Genomic DNA, 20,598 nt, shown 5'->3' on the forward strand with positions numbered 1-20,598 from the left:
TTACGAAACGGGTCTTACCCTGTAGATCACAAAAACATCACTGACAAGGTCTGTTTTTTCTATTTCAACTTCCTGGCCCTTATCAAGATAATAGTCCTTAAGCCAGTTTACCTCATTAACCGTCTTGGATACCACATAAACATTATCCCCATGGATAATGGCATCATGCATTGATGTAAATCCTGCCCCAGCGATCTTTTTGTAGTAGAGCGGGCTCTTGCATGCCCATCCTCCCATAAGATCATGATTGGATAAAGAATTGTCCACGTTCACAAACATCTTCTCAGAGAAAGACTTCTCATCTCCATCTGTGGCAGATACTCCGGTATAGACATCAACAAAATAGAAAGATTCCGGATGTTCATCAAAATATTCATAGAGAGCATCGTAGTGGGCTCTCATCTTATCGCGCTCTGCCATCTCACCAGTGATGACATTTATCTGATTAGGAACAAAAGCAGCTGCAGCTATGGCGCTGGCTATTAACGTCGCTATAGCAAACCGCTTGTTATTTTTATATTCAGTAAGGATCATTCCCAGTAAAACCACGCTCTCCATTATGTAGAGAGGGTGAGTTATTCTGATTGGATCCCTGCCCCTTACAATGATATAAAGCCACAGGCTTGACCTGCAGGCAAATAACAGCGCAATAAGCAGAATGGCTGGAAGTCTCTTTTTTTTATCCTTTGAAAAAAGAAAAATAACAGCTGTTCCCAAATAAAGAATCCCTGCTATCAGATTAAGAGGAGCATCAGTCATGGGATATTCATAGCTCTTTTGATAAGCTATATGCCTTAACCTGTAAAGATAAAATGGAATGCTCTGGATAAGCCTTGTTGGCAGAGGCACCTCATCAGTTTTGAGCTTATCAGCATAGCTGGCCACCTGCCTTAAGATACTGGTATTGACCTCATCATCAATTCCATAGTTGTAGTTTATCAAAAGCTGCTGCTCTGGCTTAGAGAGCGCTATAGTCTCATAAAACTCTGCGTTCTCATCGTAGTCAGGGATGTACTGGAAATCATAAAGCTCAGTTCTTGCATCAAACAGGGCATTGAACTCCTTCCAGCCAGCAGGGCTGTAGGCAATATTATGAGCAACTGTCGATACTACAAGTCCCAGAACAATTCCCAGGCACAGGATCACATATTTCTTAAAGAGACTTTTCTTTTCCCCGTATCTGGATACCTGAATTCCATCGCTGTAATAGTTACTTAAAGGTATTCTTGAAAGACAGAATCTGATAAGTATGCCAACCCCAACAATTGGAAGAGTTAAAAGAAGCATCTCTGACCTTAGGAGATAAGCAATGACAATAAGGAGGATGGCCAGGATATGGTCACCCTTTTCATCTCCCTCATGGGTCATGATAAGAAATGCTGCAGTAGCAGATAAAAAGCCACAGGTAAAGGTGTACTGCACAAAAGCAAAATGGGACAGGATACCACCCAGCATAAACAGAAAAACTGCTGCAGCGCCTGCGATCCTTACGATCTTATCCTCACATCTTGTAAGCACCCTTTGGAGCATGATAAACACGCAGCCAAACTGGCAGAGGCACAAAAAAATGCCATACCAGTCAAGGCCCCTGTATACTCTGTAAAATAGAGCAATAAAGGCACTTATTGGGTACAGCATCTGTATGTTATGTCCCTCCGGAACTCCTGTGTAGGCTCCGGAGAGAATATCCTTCATAAGTACGTCATCATTAAGGTCAAAATAGAAGTCCCCAAAGAAAGCCACCAAAGCCAGAACCAGCAGCGTCAAAACAGCTGAAGCTATGAAGTTCAATGCTTTAGTTTTTTTCTCCATTATAGGGCTCCGAATCAGTTAAATTTGTAGTACTCCTTAACTCTCATAACGACCTCATCAAGGTCTTCGTTAGTAAGCTTATAGTACATAGGAAGACGAAGAAGTCTCTCGCTCTCCTTTGTGGTATATCTGTCCTCTCCTCTGAACTCACTGTACTTAAGTCCAGCCTTTGATGAATGAAGAGGTACATAGTGAGAAGCAGGAAGGATATCATTGCTTGTAAGGTACTTGATAAGTCCCTGTCTCTCCTCGAGGTCTTTACACTTAATGTAGAACATGTGGGCATTATGAACACATTCCTTAGGAACAACAGGAAGTTCAATGAGTCCCTTCTCCTCAAGAGGCTTAAGTGCCTCCATATAGCGGTTGTAGTGATCCATTCTGTCCTTGTTGATCTCATCTGCCATCTGAAGCTGAGCATAGAGATAAGCTGCGTTCATATCACTTGGAAGATATGATGAACCAGGAAGGATCCAGCTGTACTTATCAACCTTGCCAAGCTTGTAAAGGGTTCTGTTTGTACCCTTTTCTCTGATGATAATAGCCTCATCAACATAGGTCTCATCGCGAAGAAGAAGTGCTCCGCCCTCACCCATGCTGTAGTTCTTGGTCTCGTGGAAGCTGTAGTTACCAAAATCGCCGATGGAGCCAAGTGCTTTGCCCTTGTAAGTTGACATAACACCCTGAGCTGCATCCTCTATAACTAAGAGATTATGTCTCTTGGCTATATCCATGATGGTGTCCATCTCACATGCAACGCCAGCGTAGTGAACAGGAACGATAGCCTTTGTCTTAGGTGTGATAGCCTGCTCGATGAGGTTTTCATCAATATTCATGGTATCAGGTCTGATATCTACAAATACGACCTTAGCTCCGCGAAGAACGAAAGCATTGGCAGTTGAAACGAATGTATAGGAAGGCATGATAACCTCATCCCCTTCCTTGATACCTGCAAGAATAGCAGACATCTCAGTGGCATGTGTGCAGGATGTTGTAAGAAGTGCCTTGCTGCATCCTGTCTTTTTCTCGATCCACTCATTGTCTAATGCAGTGTACTTACCATCGCCACAGATCTTCTGGGCCTCAACACACTCTTTGATATATTCAAACTCTTTACCTGTATAAGGTGGAACATTGAAATTTATACGCATATTCATCACTCCTTACTTTTCAGTCTTTTTTCTCCAGGAAAATCTTTCTTGTAACAAAGTTATAAACCATAACTACTGCTGTAGCAACTATTTTGGCAATGGTATACATCAGACTGTTTCCAACATTTGCGTGGAGCCATGCGATATTCTTGTAGAAATAGCTGACGCCAAGCCATATGATAGCACTGTTAATGCCCATACCAATGATTGAAAGGATTACAAAGGCAACAAACTCTGCCTTTCTGTTAAGATCCTCTTTTCTCTCAAATACAAACTTAAAGCTAAGAATGTAGTTGGCAACTACAGATACGATAAAGCCGCAAACTGATCCGATTACTGATGCGACCTCAAAGCTCTCCTTGCCAAAGATAGCCACGATTATGTTCATGGCAACAAGGCCGACAATATAGTCTATGAAAAAGCACACAAAGCCCACAACACCAAATTTAAAAATCTGATATAAGAGCTTATGCTTCTCAAGCCACTTCATTATGGCTGAGTTATTGAAGTTGTCCATGTTTAGTCCTCACTTTCACTGAGCGTGGGTATACACCACAAAGCGCTCACTCTCAAAGACCTTATTATAATCATTAGAAGTCAGATAGTCCATCAAAATATCATTCTTCTCTCCCAAAGTGGCGTACTGATTGACATTTGGGCCCATTATCACTGTAGGATAATCAGATTCCGAAAGAGGAAGTGCATTAAGCTGCTCCCTGAACTTGGAAACACTGTAAGTATCAAGCTCTGGCCACACAGTATTGATGGCAGGCTCAATATCGAACAAATATGCCAGCCCCGGTACTCCGCCGTAGAAAATCGCTTTTTTATCAAGAAGGTCCTCGTCGCTTAACTTCTGATAAAGCTCCGAAAGAGAATCAGCGTTATAGGAAGTTGTGACCATAGCTGCAGCCTTTGGGATCTGAACGCGGCTGTCCCTTATCTGTCCATCATCTCCATCTGCAAATGCAAACTTTGCATGGAAAAGAGCTCCCTGGATCACCAGAACTACTATCACCATGGTAACCATAGCCTGCCATGGGAAGTGATAATCCGCATCTCCAAGCCTGAACATAAGTCTTCTCATAAGCCAGAGCGTTACTGGGGCAACAAAGAACAGGTTATTCACCACCGGGAATGTATAGTTATTGGTCCCAATGGGTGTTATCAGAATAACCATCAGTGAAGCAAATGCCAGTGTCTGTTCCTGTTTGCTTCCATTAAGAACACCAGTGGAACCAATAACAGCAAGAACAATGGCGATTATTATGAACATCATTGCAACCTGGAACATGGAGTCGTAGTACTGATAGTTCCTTGTAAATATTCCTTTGGAAAAATAGTACTTTACCAAAACCAGAAGTCCTGCAATATAGAGTATCTTCTTAATAAGGACATATCTCTTTGGCAGGAGGTTGAACATGATTATTCCAGCAGCCACGCAGGGGAGCATCATCAGCATTTCCTTCAGAGTAGTTCCATAAGCTGAAAGAATTGAGCTTATCATGCCAAGGGCTGTATAATCCTGAGCTCCTTCAGTAGCACCAAAAAGAGACGATATCATTCCAAAATATGCAGATGGGCCATACATTCCAATTATCGCTAAAAGAGGAAGAATGATTCCAAGAAGGAAACCTGCAATACAGGAAAGGCTCTTTTTCACCGTATCAATAAACTTATCCCCGGTTATGGCCTGATAAAACCACAAAACCAGTATCAGCCCGGTCTCAACAATATTTGGAAATCTCACCATGACATTGAGTCCAAGACATACTCCCGCCAATATAAGGAAAAGATTCTGCATCTCCCACTCAAACATTCCTATCAAAAGGCAGACAAGAGCAAGAGTGAAAAACAGGTAAGTCAGGTTGTTGTAAAGAATAACTCTTGGACACCAGCAAAGGCTCTCGCAGATGAACTCTCCTATAAAGATCATCCAGCCTGGCATCCATCTCTGAAGGGCATAGTAAGCTACCAGCGCAGCTATGCTTATGATAAAGCTGCAGTAGATATTCATACCCAGCATAGTTCCTGCAAAAGGAAGCTTCATTATGGCTCTTCCAACCACGTTAGCCAAAAACGTTGACAATCCCCACATGGGATCAATAAGTGGAAGATACTCATAATTGGACAGACCATAAGTCGTATCAGTGATATCCAGACCCTGATTTACAGCCACAAGTGGATAGAGCAGCAATATCAGTGGGAAAAGATACTTTTCCAGCGGGGCCTGGTATTTTTTGAAGTTGTAAAAATAGCTTCTAATAGTCTTTAACATAAGTTGTCATCCCACTGTCTGATCTTCTTAAACAGCCATGATTCATGAAGGACTCTTCCCAGGAAATCAAAAATAGTCTTCCTGATCCAGTCCACAAATACTCCGGCAAAAAACAATATTACGACGCACCTTAGAAGATACCATACAAACAAAAGGATGCTGTCTGTAGGAACCGGACCCATAAGTGACTCCATCCACTCTACCCATCTGTCCCTTACCTCAAGATGCATATGTGCAAGGTAAACACCAAAGGTCAAAGGAGCAACAAATCTCACCACATCTGCTCCTGTACCCTCTTTCATCTTAAGGAATCTAAAGCATGAGAAGAGCCCTAAGGATCCTGTGAGTGTAAAAATGAAATTATAATCTGTCGGAACTCCTGCGTAGTAGTTGAGCCTGCCAGTTTGCAGATTAAAGAAATGTGTGGCAAGACTAATTGCGAAGATCATAAGAGAAGATCCAACAAAAACCAGTGCGCTTCTTCTGGCATTATAAAACAGAGTAACGTCGTATTTTCTAATATAAGCTGCTATCAGGTACAGGCAGATAAACCAGCCATAATCATATCCATAGTGGTCTGTAGAAAACATTACCGGAACAATACTCTTAATGAAGCAGAACCATATTAAAAGTCCGAAGATCGAGTATTTAAGCTGTTTCCTTGAAAGAGTGTTAACCGCCGCATTCATGATTGGAGAAAAGACATACATGATGACATAGGCAGTTACAAACCAGTAGTGTTCAGAAGAAATCGGGAACAGATACTGTACAGTCTTAAACACAGAATTGCCAGAGTGTACCACAAAAGAACCTACCACGATCATGGCCAGGGAAATGATTATAGTGTAGAAATACACCTGTGCGATCAGGCTTAACATCCTGCTGACTTTGGTCTTAGATGTGGACATAAAGTAGCCACTTATCAGGACATAGGTATTAACGCCAGTTATAGCAAAGCTCTCAAGAAGAGTTGCAAATACCTGGACCTTAGTTGCTGGTTCTCCCAGCTTAAGCAGAGAATCTGTGTACGAATTGTAATGCAAAACCAGGATCATGAGCATTGCCACGATCCTTAACAGTTCAAAATTCGCATCCCTCTTTTTTGTTAAACCTTCCCCAACAGACATAAACCCTCCAGCTAAAAGTTACCTGTCTCTGACTGCTTTTCCATCTCCAATCCTGTAGATCATGTCGCACTTTTCAATTGTCTGAAGTCTGTGAGCAATGATCACCAGGGTCTTCTTGCCATGGAGTCTGTTAATTGAATCCATGATAGCTGCCTCTGTGTCGTTATCCAGGGCAGATGTGGCCTCATCCAGAACCAGTACCTCAGGATCCTCAAAAAGAGCTCTCGCAATACCGATTCTCTGTCTCTGTCCGCCTGAAAGTCTGATACCTCTCTCTCCAATCTCAGTATCAAGTCCCTCTGGCAGCTCTTTTACAAACTCATCAAGAGCAGCCTCAGACAGAGCCTGCCATACCTTATTATCGTCTATCTCGTCCTCTGGAACTCCAAAGGCTACATTCTTCCTAATGGTTGAATCTGTCATAAAGATGGTCTGTGGAATATATCCTATATTCTTAAGCCATCCCTTGTAGTTGGTCTTAACGTCTACTCCGTCGGCCAGGATCCTTCCTTTTTCAGGTTCAAGAAGGCCAAGAAGCACGTCAACAATTGTAGTCTTGCCTGCGCCTGATGTTCCTACGATACCAACACTCTTTCCTACAGGGATCTCCATGTCTGCAGAATCCAGAATGTACTTGTCTGTATTGGGATACTTGTAGGTTATATCTTCCATCCTGATGGAGTTGCTAACCGGGAGCTTTTCAATTTCATTCTTTGCACGATAGTCTTCGCTGTTGTAAGAAATGGACTTATCGTGGATCTCATCCTGAAGATTCTCGCTGACATTATCAAGGAATGGTTCAAAGTAAGCGATGGATGTCAGGTAGTTGTTGATCCTGTTGGCACTTGGAAGAAGTCTTGCTGCTGCAGCTGCAAGTACAGTGAGCTGTGGAAGCAGTGATGTAAGGCTGGTTCCCTGGGCCATAACAAAGAGCATATATCCGATCATGCCAGCAATGGCAATTGTCTCTATAAGAAGTCTTGGTGTTGAGTTATACAGGTTATACTTCTGCACCGCATTTACATAACCTGCTCCGCAGTCAGCATATCCGTTAATAAAGTAGTTCTCTTTTGCTGCAACCTTGATCTCTTTAATACCTGTTACAGACTCGTAGATCCACTTGTAAAGTCCGCTGTAGTAATCCTGATTGTCCTTACCAGCCTTGACCATTACGGGCTTGATCACAAACTTGATAACCAGAAGCACTATAACAAGAAGAGTTGCAATGGTGAGTGTCATCCTGGCATCCTGGCTAAGAAGGATTCCAACAAGGCACACAAATACAATGATCTCACTGATAAGCTGCAGACAGCTGAGGATAAGTGCATAGAGGTTATTTACATCTGAGGTGATATTTCTCTGAATAACTGTGGTATCTGCATTTAAATAGTACTCATAAGGCCTTTGCATGAAGTTGATCATCATGCGACGGGAGGTGGCAAACTGATTGGTATAAACAAATCTCAGCTGAACCACATTCATGAAGTACAGGAATATATTTTTGATAATAAACACAAGGATAATGGACACCATAATGAGAGCTGCCAGTTGTGTCGTGCTGCTAAGGTTAAAGAAATTGTAGATCCCGGAAAGGATCTTGCTCTCCTGTACCTTCTCCGGATCGACAACGACTTGCATAACAGGTGCTATCATTGCAATTCCGAGGGACTCAAGCACGCCTCCAATAAGCATCAATATTACAATGCCAACCATCTGTGTCTTCTGTTTTCTGTCCAGAAGCACTTTTATCTTGCTGTAAATCTTACGCATTAATTAGTTCTTTCCTTCCGCTTTATAACAAAAGAAGCATCAGCCACTAAAGCCATGCTTCTGTTCTGTCCTGTTTCAAGCAGTATTTAGTGAATATCAGCTTCTGAAAGCCTGTTTCTGATCTCCTCTACGCTCATCCACTCAGTATTGTTGCCTGAGCTGTAGTAGAATCCATCAGCAACCTTCTTACCAGCTGGGTCTGGAGCCTGACGCTCATTGAATATTACCTGAGGATATACGATAAAGTGCTTGTCGAACTCATATGTAAAAGGAGCATCCTCTGTGGTTACCATGATCTCATCAAGCTTCTCACCAGGTCTGATTCCAACTTCTACAGTCTTGATGCCAGGGCACATAGCCTCTGCCAGATCCTTGACATTGAAAGAAGGGATCTTGCTGATAAAGGTTTCACCACCATTGGCCTCTCTGAGAGCCTTAAGCACGAGCTCAACTCCCTCTGGAAGAGAGATCCAGAATCTTGTCATACGATAATCGGTAATAGGAAGCTCTTTTTCACCCTTCTCAATAAGACTTCTAAAGAAAGGAATGATAGAACCGCGGCTGCCTGCAACATTACCATAACGTACAATTGAGAAGTTGATGTCCTTGGAACCAGCATAGGCATTAGCTGCAATAAAGAGCTTATCTGAAACCATCTTGGTTGCGCCGTAAAGGTTAACCGGATTAACAGCCTTATCAGTTGAAAGAGCAACTACTCTCTTAACTCCTGTGTTGAGGGCTGCATTGATAACACTCTGAGCACCAGTGATGTTGGTCTTGATGGCCTCATCAGGGTTGTATTCACAGGCTGGAACCTGCTTAAGAGCTGCAGCATGAACGATATAATCAACGTTCTCACAGGCTCTCTCAAGTCTTGCGCCGTCCCTTACATCACCGATAAAGAAACGCATCTTCTCAGCATTATCTCTATAAATCTTCTCGTTGGACATGGTGAACTGCTTGTACTCATCTCTTGAATAGATGATAAGCTTCTTAGGATTGTAGTGCTCAAGAACATACTTGGTAAAGCTGTGTCCAAAAGAGCCTGTTCCTCCTGTCACGAGAATCGTTTTGTTGTCTAGCATTGATTTTTCCATTTTATATCTCCATCTAATTATTCGCTTACGCTAGGTCTTTAACTAACCAATTATATAATAAGACGCATTAAAGGTCAAAAAGCGCATCTCTCAGCTCTTCTTTCCGCTGCGAAGATCCCTGTAGAACCAGAGGAGCCTGTAGTAAACATAAAAAAACAGGTGTGATTTCATCTGGAAACCTATGAGCTTTTTTTCTTCAGGATGAATCTTCTCTATATAGTATGGGTTGCTCTGGAAATCTGGAAAAGTGTTTTTCATTTCTTTTCCAAGGGCTTTTGAAAAATTATAACAATCTTTAACTTTGAATCTTTTCGGCATGGCTGAGAACAATGTGTTGATATAAAATAACACAGTGTATTTAAATTCTATCTCTGGAAGATAGTCCTCGTAGTAGCCATTTTCTTTTGCCTCACTTACTATCATCCTGCCAGCTACCATTCTGTCCTCAAGATTCTTTTTGGAAATGCTGTGGACTGTGGAGGCATTATGCTGATAGTAATAGTACATAGGTTCCTGAATGTATTCAAAGTGTTTGGATCTGATCATCCAGGTATTACTTACTGCGTTATCTTCGTAGAAAATGTTCTCAGGGAAAACTGACAGCTTATCTTTGGTACCTGGCTGGTAGTCTCCAAGGATCAGCTCTCTCTTATAGACCTTGACCACAAGGCTTCCGGTTTCAATAAGGAGCTTTTTGTACTTGTCCTTGTCCATTACCCCAGTCTGTTCAAAGTTGTTGTTGTGTACCACTTCCCCCACTTTAAAGCTGTGCTCGTAGGTGAGGTTGTAGTCGCATCCAACCATGTCTGCTCCGGTTTCCGCTGCCTTCTTTAAGAGCTTCTCGTAGTAGTCTGGAACCACCCAGTCATCTGCATCTATAAAGCCAATCCACTCGCCCTTTGCAATTGCAAGGCCAATATTCTTGGCTCCTCCCTGATGGAGATTGATGCTTGAATGAAGTGCGATAAATCTGTCGGGATATTTTTCCTGATATTTTTGTAGTATTTCGTAGGAGTTGTCTGTGGAACAATCATCTACTGCAATTATCTCGTAGGAGCCTGGTTCAAGGCTCTGTGAAACAAGGCTGTCGAGACAATACTCCAGCCTTCCTCCATCTGCCATATTGTAAACCGGCACTACAACGCTTAGTTTCACGACAAAGTCCCCCTATAGTTCAGCTCTTTTTACCAATAAAATCCATAATGGCATCGATAGTTGCAAAATTGTCGGGATCAATGTCCTCAGGTTCAATAGTTACTCCGCACTTGTCGCACAAAAAGTCGATAAGCTCCAGCACCTGAAGCGAATCCAAAAGACCTTCCTCCACATAATTGCTGCTGCCAGCAAAATCTGCGTTGGGATTCAGCTCTTTTAAAAAGCCAAGTATTTCTTCTCTCATGATAACTCTCCTTCAAGATACATTTTCTTAATCCTGGGCCTGTCGATCTTGCCATTCAGGTTCATGGGTATCGCGCTCATCTTAACATAAACAGATGGCATCATATATGGCATCAGCCTTGCTGTCAGGCATTTTGATAACTCATCACTGTCCATATCTCCTGAGAATACAGCAACTATATTAGTTGACTCTTCATCATAGATACAGCAGGCATTTTTTATCTGCTCCAATGAGCAGATGGCATTTTCTATCTCTCCAAGCTCAATTCTGTGACCAAGCTTTTTGATCTGGAAATCTTTTCTGCCGCAAAAGACAATGTCTCCATTGTCACAGCGCATGGCCAGGTCTCCTGTATGATACACCCTCTCAAACCATCTCTCATTTAAAGGATGCTGAGTAAAGACTGCATCAGACTTTTCCTTGTTGTTGAAATAACCGTTAGAAAGGCAGATACCTGCAATGCAGATCTCTCCCTGCTCTCCGGGACCTGCCTCTTTGTTTTCATCTGTTATCAGGTAGATACTGGAGTTTTCGCAGGCTTTTCCAAGGGGCAGAACTTCATCATCAGCGAAATCCCTTGTAATATCATAATACATACAGGCGTAAGTAGCTTCCGTAGGTCCATACATATTAACATATAAAGCGTCCGGAATGTACTTTTTCCATACATTTAAATGTCTGCAGGGCATAACCTCTCCGCAGAATATCACAAGCCTGACCGTATCCGGAACACACACCTCAAAGGCTCTTGCGTTTACCACGTTGCAAAGAGCTGAAGGCACCCATATCAGAGTATTGATCCCCTTCTCCTTAATAAAGCCAAGAATCTTCTTTGGGAATGTGTAATAGGATTTTGGCGGAATATATACAGAAGCTCCTGTCTTAAGAGGAATATAAAGATCAGGAACTGATGCATCAAAATAAAAAGGAGCCTGATTACAAAGGGATGTGCTCTCAGAAAGATTGTACTTATCGCATATCCACTCCATAAAATCTATTACAGCAGCATGTGAGATGGTAACACCCTTTGGAACTCCTGTGGATCCGCTTGTAAACAGAACATACAAAAGATCCGTGGTCTTAACTTCGCTTCTGATCTTGCAAAGTCTGTCTTCATCTATTTCAAAAGAATCAGCTTCATCGTCATATATCACTGGGATCCCTGGAATATTACTGTTTACCAGATCTTTCGTAGTGCTGTCACACACCACTGCCCCAGGCTTTAAAACATCAACTATGAGCTTAATGCGCTCATCAGGCATATCCTTATCTATCGGAACGTAGAAGCATCCAGCGTAGGCAGCTCCAAAGAAAGCCGGAATATTGTGGGCGCCTTTTTTCATGTATACCACTACAGGACTCTGGGGTGGTAACTGGCGCGCTATTTCGCTTCCTATCTTCCTGGCTCTTTCCGTGAGAGCTTTAAAGGTAAAGGAAACCGCTGTATCCTCATAGGCCACCTTATCCGGAAAACGCCTGCTGATATCATCAAGATAATCAAGTACTGTAGTGATCATTTATTCTCTCCATAATTCTCAAAAAGAGAATCTCTATCCACATTAAAATCATAGATATTCCTGCATTTGTTATGCAAAATATCATCACAGATAATTGGAAGACTGTCTCCCAGTTTTACCACATGGCTTTCAATCTTGTCCATGAACATATAATCTTTTGCAACACCCTTGTCTCTGAGGATCTCCCATATTCTCTCAAATCGTTCAGTAGTTCCAACATTCAGGTCTCTTGCAGCATAGTCGTAGCTTCGCTGCTCCCGGTTACCATTTTCATCAATATATGTTCCGGTAAATGTCTTAGGAAAACGATAAGGCACTTCGCAAATAGTCTCTGCGTAGTGCACAAAGGTCATGGATCTCCAGTCTGTTCCAAGCATAACCTGGGTGACGTTCTTTTCATCGCAGTATCCAAAGGGAGAATCCTTGCCAAATGAATGGCAGTTATTCATCCCCACAAGGAGATCCGCATCCTTGCCCCATACAGCAAATGAGTGGAGTGGATGAGTTGTTCTCTTAAATCCACACTGCTCAAGAGCAATATTTCCAAGAGCTCCTGTTATTCCCTTAGAATTGACATAGTCATAAACACCATTGTTGCTAAAGTCATAGTTAAAAGTAGGCAGCATGATAGTTCCAGCTTCGCCCACAGCTTCCTGAAACTGAGAAATGAGCCTGACCGGGTCAAACTTCTCTTTTAACATGCTCCTTATGAAAAACGCTGTCCTCGTAATGTCTGAGGATAGCCAGATAATATCTCCAGCCTGTAAATTAAACTGATCAACTATTTCTTTATACATTTGAAGTTTTAAATCCTTTCCACCAGTCCCTCTTCTGCCAGGCGTTCTGCGTAAGGCAGGAGATCAGCAGCAGGTACATTTATCTTATTGCCAATATCAATAAGGTCGTTCTTTCCATTGCTGAAAGCAAGGAAATGCCTGAAGTACATCTCATTGCCATAATTGCTCTTCTGGCTTATGGCTTTGCTGAGGCCTCGCTTAGACAACTGTGGTTCACACAGAACTGTGGTCCTGAATCTGTAGTTATTCTCAAGGGCCAGGATGGTCTTAGTCATGACTTCATAGCTTCCCATAAAGCCTTCAGGAGAAACAAAGCTCATATTGTCATCCGATGTGTGATACTCCGGGAATGTTCCAAACTTAGACCTGCAGAAGGATATCATTGGGATATCTACGCCAGGTGCATTGTACTGTCTCTCATCGGAGCCTCTGACAAGAAATGAATAGAATTTAGTATTTTCCCTTCCTATGAGGGCATTCTTAATAACCCTGTCAGATATGCTGTCAGCATCAGGGGTCTCAACTACTGAGTATGCGTAGTTATCTCCTACACAGGTAAGGTTAAAGGCAGCAAACACGTTGGCCTTAAGCACCTCAAGGTGCTGTGAAATGTATGTGATTGCCCCTAAGCTCTCGGGCTCAAGCACAAACCTGTAAGAGTATCTTCTCTTTTTCATGGAGATAACATATCTTACCAGCTCTGCAAGAAGTGAAGGGCCAGAGCACTCATTGTCAGCCATGGAAGGGTGACACACATAAGAGGTTATCAGGATCTCTTTTTCCTCTTCTCCCTTGATCACAAGATCTGCATAGGTTAAGCTTCCCTTCTTGTGCTCGCTGTCAATATACATATGGTATCGCCCGGAAGTAAGAGAATTCTTCATATTCTCTGACATGCAAAATCCGTAGCGTTCTGAGTAGTAGGATGTAACGTATGGAATAACCTCTGGCTGATCAGGCTCTGTATATATGTGAGTCAGCAGCTCATCAAGGTCGCACCAGGTATCGACAGCTGTAGAATATCCCATCACGTGGAGGTTGTTCTTGCGAAAATCTATGATCCTGTTACCACTCTCATCCTCGATGTAGGCGTCTCTGATCACCCACTCATCGGGAACAGTCCAGTCAAAAGCCTGTGTTCCACTTGGCACTTCATGAACATCAAACTGAACTCCGGTATCCTCAATGTACTGGTTAAGGATACTTATGGTTTTTCTGACACCCTCTCCGGTCAGACTCCTGCATATTGGAAAAATGCTGTCGCAGAGCTCGTATATCTTTTGTCCGACATTCTTATCACTATTGTTATCCATAGCTACTCCTAAAGATCTCTCATTAATCTATCTCAAAGGTTGTCCACATATCCTCAAGACTTATCCAGGTTATCTCTGAAAGGTTATCACAGCTATCAAGCAGGTTGTCGATAGCTTTGCTTTGACAGTCCTCATCCGCCACATAGAGGATGATCCTGGAAGCATTTACTACCCTTTCATCTGTAACCTTATCAAGATTGGTCTCATCCATGTAGTAAACTTCCGGATATTCCAATATTTCATCTGTAAGGCGCCACACGTTGTGGGCTGTTACAGGATTAAACATAACTACAGCTACTTCGCTGGAATTATCCCTTGCATACTCTATCTTAGCAGTATCCTCCGGATAGAGGAAAAGGACTTTCCCATCCGATACATGTCCCTTTATGAGAAGAGCCAGCATCACTGCCGCAAACACTTCCATAAGGACTCTGTTTTCAAAACTGTCCAGGACATAGAAAACATCCATAAATATCAGCAGAATAAGAAGTGAGTAAATTGGCATTTCATAGCGGTTTGAAGCGCTTCCCACAAGGAGAGCTGTCTTGGACGCCATGAGGAAATATCCGATTGATGCTACAAAAAGAGCTATTATCTCAAGCCTTGTATCTGCTGCTTTCCTGGTCTCTTTCTTTACCGGAATTGCTACAAACTGCCTCTTACTTCTGGATGCGATCTTGAGCATGCTGCCAATCAGGATCACTATGAGGATGATGATAAGTCCCCCGGCGAACACAAAGTCATTGAGGAGTCCTGTAAAGAACGCAAACCTCATACCTGTGTTTCCCAGGTCAAAAAAGCTACCGGTTGCTCCGCTTCCTCTGTAGCCCCCAAAGAGATGGCTAAGGCACGCGGGATAAGTGATAACTGCCAGCATCAGGGACACTGCGCAGCACCCTACATAAATAGCAGCATTTTTAATATCCTTTTTTACAAAAGCAATAATAGCTGCAGTAGCAATGCCAATAAATACAAAAAAGAAAATGTAAAAATATTGAATCAGAAAGCCAATGTATGAAGTAACCATTATTGGCAAAAGGAGCTTTAGAAACAGGCCCTTTAGATCCGATTTCTCTTTTTCATAATCCTGTATAAACCTTATGTGGAAGTAGGCGCAGGCAAGGATCAGCGCTCCAAGCCAGGCATACATTCTGACAAAGATATTGGCTGACACTGTCTGTGGGTTAAGGCTCCAAAAAACAAGGGTCAGAACCTCTACTGCCGGCGAAACCCTGAGTCTGTCCATAATAAGTGCCAGGAATAAAAAGCTGATGGCAAAGGCAATAAGATTTGTAATTATGCCTGTCCACTTGGTGAATACCCCGGGAACCAGGGAACACAGTGTGTGGAAGATAAAATAGTAAAAGGGCGGATGTACGTCCCAGGACTGAACCAGCTTAACAAGGCCGTAGTTAAAACCCTCTCCCTTTTTTACAGCAAATTCATCCAGGATGGTCTGTCTGTCCTGCCACTGCCTGTCTGGCTGATAGAGGCCAAGGCTCCTGTTACTGGAAAAGTAGGTGTAGTACTCATCCTCATGAAAGCCCTGCTTCTGAAATCCATAGTAAATACTCAGTCCCATTGCCAGCGCAAAGATCAGGCAAAATATGTACTTTTTGATCGAATTATAATCCTTTAACTTTGGCATGACACTTCCTGACGAGAGCCGGTGCTACAGACAAGATCATAAGATAGCTCTTCTGTTTGCCTGTAAGATACTGATTTTTTCTGATCTTACTCCGGTTCTTTCTGATATTTCTTACAACCTCCATGTAAAAGAGATTGTCGCTTTTCATCTTTGATGTTGGAATGTGAAGGAGATAGTCCAGCCTCTGAACAAAGCCAAATCTCTCAGCCACTTCCGTAAGCTCCGGGTGGTTCTTATTAACAAGCTCAAGGGCCACATCTGAATTCCTTACAATGTCCGTAAACACTGATGGGAAGTAGTCTTTGTCCTCTTTCTTTTTCCTGGAGTTACTTCCAGTTCTGTAAAAAACATGATAGCCCTGATCTGGAAGGATCACCAGCTTATTGACCTTCTCCAGTATATGGATCATCAGGTAGAAGTCCTCGTTGAGCTCCCCTTCCGGAAACTTCATATCATCAGTAAAGAGACTCCTCTTGGTAAGCTTCGTGCAAAAGGAAGCATCTCCCGTGTGCATTAGCAGAGTCCTAAGGTGCTCTGAAGGTGTCACCAAAAGCTCTTTTTCCGGAGGAATGACAACGTCCGGAAGCCTTGAACCATCCTCTGAGATCTCGTCTCTTGATATCTGAACCATGTCAGCGTCGTTTCGAAGCGCTGCATCCATGAGCTTCGAGTACATGTCAGGAGAAATAAAATCGTCGCTGTCCACAAACCCAAGGTAATCCCCAGTAGCCACAGCGATTCCCGCATTTCTTGCGCTGCTGCTTCCACCATTTTCCTTGTGGATCACCTGGACATTCTCATATTTTTCCGCCAAGGCATCAGCCTTAGCACCAGTTCCATCAGTTGAACCGTCATCAACAACTATTATCTGCAAAAGAGCTTTTGGATAGTCCTGGGCTGCTACAGAGTCCACGCACTTTTCCAAAAGATCCTCTATGTTGTAAGCAGGTATGACAACCGAGATCGATCTTATCTGATCAGCCATTTTCCGCCTCCACTCTCTTCATTTGTAAGAACAGGTCATATCCAACCATCAGAAGGATAGCAAGGTTTATCAGGGCCAGAGGCCATAACACAGTCACGGTAGAACCATACAAAAATCTCGAGTATGTAATAACTGAAACCGCCTGAACCACAGCGCATATCCCCATCCTCCTGTAGGATGTGATGCCATAGACAACCAGCAGCATTTCAGCAATAAAGCCATATCTCTCGTGCATTACCGGCAGAGCATAAAGACACAGCAGCACTGTAAATATGGCAAGAGTAACCATGTAGATATTTGTAAGCTCAAATTTCTGGTCTCTTATGTAGTATGCCACCATTCCAAGAAGCAGGATGCAGCACACAGTTCCGCAGGAGATGATCTGAAGTCTTGAGTCTTTGGAAAGACCCTCCCCCACAAAGCTGTAGATATTCGGATAGTTCATACTAAGCCTTGAATATTTTACAACCTGTTTTGTATATACGCTAAGAAGCTCATTAAGTTCCCTTCCCATAATAAGGGCAGGGATAAGAGTTATAAAGAAAACTATCGGGCTCAAGAAAATATATCGTAACTTAACTTTGCCCTTAAGCCATAATATTATCGCAAAAGGAATTATAAATATCGCCTGTTGTTTAAAGCTGTATGACAGCGCCAGATAAATAAAAAACCTGGCGTTATTTCCTTTCATCAGGTGGTAAATTGCAAGAAGCGCAAACGCCGTGTAAAGAGAGTCGCACTGAGCCCAGGCTCCACTGTTAAGCACACAGGTCGGAAGAAACATCACTGCACCAAATGCCATCAGAGACTTTTTAACACTTCCATCAGTGACGAGGTAAGTGATTCTAAAGATGGTGGCAGCGCAGATCATGTCGAAGATAACTGAAACAGATTTAAGAAGATGAAGGTCATTACCGCCAATATAGTGAAGGATCACTATTACGTACTGGTACATGCAGCCATAGTTAATGGTGCTGGCATCTGAAAGTCCGGGAGTTATTCCAAGGTAAGGTAATCCCCCAGCCTCATGGCACTCCTGCATCCAGGTGGAAAGAAAAAAGGAGTAATCTCCTGATTCAAAATCGTAAAGAGAATATCTCACTGCTATCCCCAGTCCCAGCATCACGATGCCAAAGAACAGGTCCAGCATTCGAAAGCTCACTCCAAATATGGTTATTTTAGTGTCAAAAAAATCATCAATAGTGCGCATCTTACTCCAGATGATTCTTCTCCTTAAGGGTCCTTGAAAAGCCAGGGGCTTTTATGACCCTGGCAATGCTCATTGGTCCCTCCAAAGAAGGAGATGGATTTCCATTCTCATAGTATTCTTTGCAGAATCTGATCAGCTCAGACGCTGCGTTTTTAGCATTCCATTTGTTATTTATTGTTTCCTGGGCAGCTCTTCCAAGACGTGTAACCTTTGCCTTATCAGCTGCAAGGTCAGCTACCTTTTTCTTAAACTCTTCAAGGTCTCCATCCTTGTAGGTAAGACCATTTACTCCATCCTCTATAAGGAACGGTACCGCTCCTGCTTCCAATGATGCCACAACAGCGCATCCGCACTGCATAGCCTCGTTGACAACCGCTCCCCAGCCCTCAAGATAGTTGCTGGTGAATAAGAAGATATCAGCTCCCGCCATGGCTTCATGAACTTCAGCAGGCTTCTTCCCTCCAAGGAGAGTTACACAGTCTGTAAGTCCAAGCGCTGTCACCTTATCCTCAAGTTCTTTTTTCATGGGGCCATCGCCTATTATATCTAGATTAAAGTTTATCCCCTTAGCCTTAAGGCTCCTGGCTAATTCAAGAGCATATTCCGGGTGTTTTAGATTTATAAGTCTTCCTGCCCACAGGATCTTAATGCTATCTTCCTCTGTAATCTCTTTTACCTTGGAAGCGCACTCAACATCAGGAAAGTATCCCCATTTAAGCTTCTTGCCAGGATAGCTCTTAATAAGCTCAAAGTCTGAAGCCACATAGGCCCCGGTGCAAAGAAGATATACGGGCTTATTGCGATATACAAAGTGCTCGTGGTATTTGTTTATAAGTCCTTTGGGGCTAATAAACTTCCACTGTCCCTCACGGTAGATCCTCTCGCTGACTCTGAAGGATAGCCTTCCGGAGGATAATCTCTTTTCCTCAAGATGAGATATCTCGCCCTCTGTCCATCCAAAGAGCACTACGTCACTGTCCAGGATGAGTTTTTCAGCTCTCTCCCTGTCCTCATAGTACAAAACAAGGAAATCAAGAGCCTTCTCATCCACTGCCCATCCCATGTTAACTCTTTTTTCTTCCATGGGCATGGTCTGGACGAAGTGAAAGTCCACATCTCCCCCCATCTGGCACATGGCCCTACAGAAGGGAAGCTGATGGTGATTTATGTAATTGGACACAAAGGTAATCTGCACGTCTATGCCCCTTTACTGCTTGATTATGGTGTTATAGATCTCCAAAAGCCGATTGTAGTTGGTATCCGGATTGTGGGTGATCCTGGCGTGACTGCTTGAATTATCGCCGTAAACTGCTGCGATCACAGGTTCATCCCATATCTGAAGGATCTTGCTCACAAGATCATCAACATTTCCTGTTTCAAAGAGAAGTCCGTCCTTATTCTCAGTGAGCATACTTGGGATTCCGCCAGTCCTTGATGCCACAACAGGAACTCCTAGAAGCATTGCCTCTCCAAGGGAGTTTGGTGAATTCTCTACGACAGACGGGCACACAAAGACACTGCTCTTTAAGAACTGCTCCTTCATGGCCTGTTCATCAAGAATTCCCACCATGGTGACCTTTTTCTTGAGCCTGTTTTTGCCAATAAGGCTCTTTATATACTTGCCATAGGCACTGGCGCGAAGGAAATATGGGTATTTGCTCTTGCCCTTACCTATTATGTTATTGCCAGCTACATACAGGTGCGCATCGGGATATTTTTCCAAAAGCTTTGGCATTGCCTGAAGCACAAAGTGAAATCCCTTTAAAGGGTAATCCCCCTGGGATAAAAAGATACTGTGAGGATCTGCCTTTTTCTCGCTCCACTTGCCCATGTAAAAGCTCTGGCGCATGGTCTCGTTCATGGCAAAATACTTGGCTTCCGGATTGATGGCCGCGGTCTCTTCCTTGTCAAAAGCTGTCCTTCCGGTGATATTACCGGTCAGCATTATGGACTCACGCTCATACTCAGATCTCACCTTGAACTTCTCCTGCTGCTGCCTTAAGGAATCCTCTTTCAATCTGTCCCTGAAGGTGACCTGAGCCTGAACCTCCTCAGGAAGTCCAGCCATATACTCCCTTGCTATACAACTGCAGACACCCTGAATTCCAAGAAGAACTCTCTCAGGTCTTCCAAAAGCCCTGATAACAGCCAGTGTATGAGGAAATTCCGTGCCAAAAACATGTACAATATCAGGCTTAAAATCATCTAAGATCACATGGAATCTGTTCTCGATGGTTCCGTCATAGACTTCAGGGTGATCAAGATCCTCTCTGAAGCCATAAAATGTGATCCCATCGATCACTTCACTGGAAGTAGCGATAGCACCATCTGCCGGAAAGCATATTCCAAGCTCGAAGGTCTCATCATCTTTTTTGCCTTCTGTTATTCTGCTCAAAGTCCCAGACAGCCATCCCTCCCTGCTGGAATATTCCAGGTTGTGGGCCTTAGCATAATCTGGAAGCATGATGTTACATACCCAAAGAACTCTCAATAT

The 20,598-nt window shown here is 43.1% G+C and carries 17 protein-coding genes; all 17 read right to left on the minus strand.

Going from position 1 to position 20,598, the window contains the following annotated elements:
* Positions 1-1,812, minus strand: a complete 1,812-nt coding sequence (locus D6855_RS08520; protein ID WP_120740018.1) for a hypothetical protein — start codon at positions 1,810-1,812, stop codon at positions 1-3.
* A 14-nt stretch (positions 1,813-1,826) separates the two neighbouring features.
* A complete protein-coding gene (gene rffA, locus D6855_RS08525; protein ID WP_120740019.1) occupies positions 1,827-2,963 on the minus strand; it encodes a dTDP-4-amino-4,6-dideoxygalactose transaminase in 1,137 nt (378 codons plus the stop codon).
* 19 nt (positions 2,964-2,982) lie between these two features.
* Positions 2,983-3,480, minus strand: a complete 498-nt coding sequence (locus D6855_RS08530; protein ID WP_243111845.1) for a GtrA family protein — start codon at positions 3,478-3,480, stop codon at positions 2,983-2,985.
* A gap of 15 nt (positions 3,481-3,495) precedes the next feature.
* A complete protein-coding gene (locus D6855_RS08535; protein ID WP_120740022.1) occupies positions 3,496-5,241 on the minus strand; it encodes a hypothetical protein in 1,746 nt (581 codons plus the stop codon).
* The gene (locus D6855_RS08540) at positions 5,235-6,368 is read right to left on the minus strand and encodes an acyltransferase (protein ID WP_120740024.1); all 1,134 of its coding nucleotides are present in this window, start codon (positions 6,366-6,368) and stop codon (positions 5,235-5,237) included. Before D6855_RS08540 ends, D6855_RS08535 begins: the two co-directional genes overlap by 7 nt.
* Before the next feature lie 18 nt (positions 6,369-6,386).
* Complete coding sequence (locus D6855_RS08545) at positions 6,387-8,138, minus strand: ABC transporter ATP-binding protein (protein WP_120740026.1); 1,752 nt, start codon at positions 8,136-8,138, stop codon at positions 6,387-6,389.
* 86 nt (positions 8,139-8,224) lie between these two features.
* Positions 8,225-9,223: a UDP-N-acetylglucosamine 4,6-dehydratase (inverting) gene (gene pseB, locus D6855_RS08550; RefSeq protein ID WP_120740394.1), complete on the minus strand. Its 999-nt coding sequence runs from the start codon at positions 9,221-9,223 to the stop codon at positions 8,225-8,227.
* Between the two features lie 102 nt (positions 9,224-9,325).
* Complete coding sequence (locus D6855_RS08555; protein WP_120740028.1) at positions 9,326-10,390, minus strand: glycosyltransferase family 2 protein; 1,065 nt, start codon at positions 10,388-10,390, stop codon at positions 9,326-9,328.
* A gap of 19 nt (positions 10,391-10,409) precedes the next feature.
* A complete protein-coding gene (locus D6855_RS08560) occupies positions 10,410-10,634 on the minus strand; it encodes an acyl carrier protein (RefSeq protein WP_120740030.1) in 225 nt (74 codons plus the stop codon).
* Positions 10,631-12,151, minus strand: a complete 1,521-nt coding sequence (locus tag D6855_RS08565) for an amino acid adenylation domain-containing protein (protein ID WP_120740032.1) — start codon at positions 12,149-12,151, stop codon at positions 10,631-10,633. Before D6855_RS08565 ends, D6855_RS08560 begins: the two co-directional genes overlap by 4 nt.
* Positions 12,148-12,948, minus strand: coding sequence for an AAC(3) family N-acetyltransferase (locus D6855_RS08570; RefSeq protein ID WP_120740034.1), 801 nt, complete (start codon positions 12,946-12,948; stop codon positions 12,148-12,150). The genes D6855_RS08565 and D6855_RS08570 overlap by 4 nt, the downstream gene beginning before the upstream one ends.
* 8 nt (positions 12,949-12,956) lie before the next feature.
* Positions 12,957-14,261, minus strand: a complete 1,305-nt coding sequence (locus D6855_RS08575; RefSeq protein WP_120740036.1) for a DUF4910 domain-containing protein — start codon at positions 14,259-14,261, stop codon at positions 12,957-12,959.
* A gap of 22 nt (positions 14,262-14,283) precedes the next feature.
* On the minus strand, positions 14,284-15,909 hold the full coding sequence (locus tag D6855_RS08580) for a hypothetical protein (RefSeq protein ID WP_120740038.1): 1,626 nt from the start codon (positions 15,907-15,909) through the stop codon (positions 14,284-14,286).
* On the minus strand, positions 15,887-16,894 hold the full coding sequence (locus D6855_RS08585) for a glycosyltransferase family 2 protein (protein WP_120740040.1): 1,008 nt from the start codon (positions 16,892-16,894) through the stop codon (positions 15,887-15,889). The genes D6855_RS08580 and D6855_RS08585 overlap by 23 nt, the downstream gene beginning before the upstream one ends.
* Positions 16,887-18,104, minus strand: coding sequence for a hypothetical protein (locus D6855_RS08590; RefSeq protein ID WP_120740042.1), 1,218 nt, complete (start codon positions 18,102-18,104; stop codon positions 16,887-16,889). The genes D6855_RS08585 and D6855_RS08590 overlap by 8 nt, the downstream gene beginning before the upstream one ends.
* A gap of 1 nt (position 18,105) precedes the next feature.
* Positions 18,106-19,218, minus strand: coding sequence for a glycosyltransferase family 4 protein (locus D6855_RS08595; RefSeq protein WP_243111846.1), 1,113 nt, complete (start codon positions 19,216-19,218; stop codon positions 18,106-18,108).
* A 93-nt stretch (positions 19,219-19,311) separates the two neighbouring features.
* Positions 19,312-20,595 carry a glycosyltransferase family 4 protein gene (locus tag D6855_RS08600; protein ID WP_120740046.1) on the minus strand — a complete coding sequence of 428 codons (1,284 nt, stop codon included), beginning with the start codon at positions 20,593-20,595 and terminating at the stop codon, positions 19,312-19,314.
* Between the last annotated feature and the right edge of the window lie 3 nt (positions 20,596-20,598).

This window comes from Butyrivibrio sp. CB08 (assembly GCF_003625485.1).
Classification (GTDB): Bacteria; Bacillota; Clostridia; order Lachnospirales; family Lachnospiraceae; genus Butyrivibrio.